The following is a 1,282-nucleotide window of genomic DNA, read 5'->3' as shown; positions in this document are numbered from 1 at the left end:
TGAGGTGCCCCGAACCTTCCGGACTCGGACCCAAGTAGGGTCAGAGACAGTCCGGGAAGGAAGCACGTGGCGAAGAAGCCGAGGATATATCCGCCCGAGTTGCGGGCCGAAGTCGTGCGGGCCGTCATCGACGACGGGAAGACCCCTGCACAGGTAGCCCGCGATTTCGGGCTGGTCGCTGAGACCGTTCGCAATTGGGTGAAGGCGGAGAAGTCGAAGAACTCTGGTACCACCGACGAGGCCCGCGCCGCCATCGACCGCGCCAGGCTCCAGGAGATGGAACGACGCGTTCAAGAACTTGAGCAGGAGAACGCGTTCTTGAAAAAAGCCGCGGCCTTCTTTGCGAAAGAACTCCCGTAAGCGAGAAGTACGAACTCATTCTCGCTGAGAAGGCTAACTTCGAGATCATCATGATGTGCCGTCTGCTCGGCGTGTCGAAATCCGGATACTACGACTGGGAGAAGCGCCCGATGTCGGCGACCGAACAACGGCGCGAGGACCTCAAGCTCTTGATTGACTTCGTGTTCGCCGAATCCGGCCGGACTTACGGGTACCGCCGTATCCACGCGGAGCTCAGGCGTGCCGGCGTCGAGGTGGACGACGAACTCGTTCGCAAGCTCATGCGCCAGATGCGCCTGGTCCCGGTGCAGGTTAAGCGACGCCGTGGCCTGACGATCGCGGACAAGAACGCGGCCCCGATCCCTGACCTGGTGCGACGCGACTTCAGCGCGGAGGTGCCCGGCCAGAAGATGATCGGTGATATCACGCAGATCGATACGGGTGAGGGTGCGCTTTTCCTGGCAACGGTTATCGACTGCTTCAGCAAGAGCGTGATCGGCTGGGCGCTGGACGTACGATATCCGGCGAGCTTGGTGTGCGCGGCCATCGATATGGCCGCGGCCCGCATCGAGATGCCCGACGGGGCGACATTTCACTCCGACCGAGGGAGTCAATACACGTCGATCGAGTTCGGCGAGACACTCGGCAAGTACCACATCAGGCAATCCGTCGGACGCACCGGGAGTTGTTTCGATAACGCGATGGCGGAATCGTTCTTCGGTAAGCTGAAGACGGAGCTAGTACATCACCAGACGTTCGCCACGCACGCCGAGGCGCGGCGCGAAGTAATCAAATTTATCGAGGGATTCTATAACCGGCGAAGACTTCACTCTGGATTGGGATATCGCCCGCCATCGGAAGTACTAGAGGAATGGTTCGATAACCGAGTCGCGGCATGATATAGTTTCATTTGGGTCGAGTCCGGAAAATTCGGAGCCCCTCA

Annotated in this window: 1 protein-coding gene and 1 pseudogene; both read left to right on the top strand. The window is 59.8% G+C overall.

All coding sequences use genetic code 11. The annotated features are described in order from the left end of the window. Positions 1-66: 66 nt before the first annotated feature. The gene (locus tag KME79_RS44280) at positions 67-360 is read left to right on the top strand and encodes a transposase (RefSeq protein ID WP_219552667.1); all 294 of its coding nucleotides are present in this window, start codon (positions 67-69) and stop codon (positions 358-360) included. Positions 361-371: 11 nt separating this feature from the next. After that, positions 372-1,238: pseudogene (locus KME79_RS44275) on the top strand (IS3 family transposase); the annotation flags it as partial. Positions 1,239-1,282: the final 44 nt, after the last annotated feature.

The sequence above is a fragment of the Nonomuraea harbinensis genome (assembly GCF_019396385.1).
Taxonomy (GTDB): domain Bacteria; phylum Actinomycetota; class Actinomycetes; order Streptosporangiales; family Streptosporangiaceae; genus Nonomuraea; species Nonomuraea ferruginea.
This window is presented reverse-complemented; position numbering and strand designations above follow the sequence as displayed.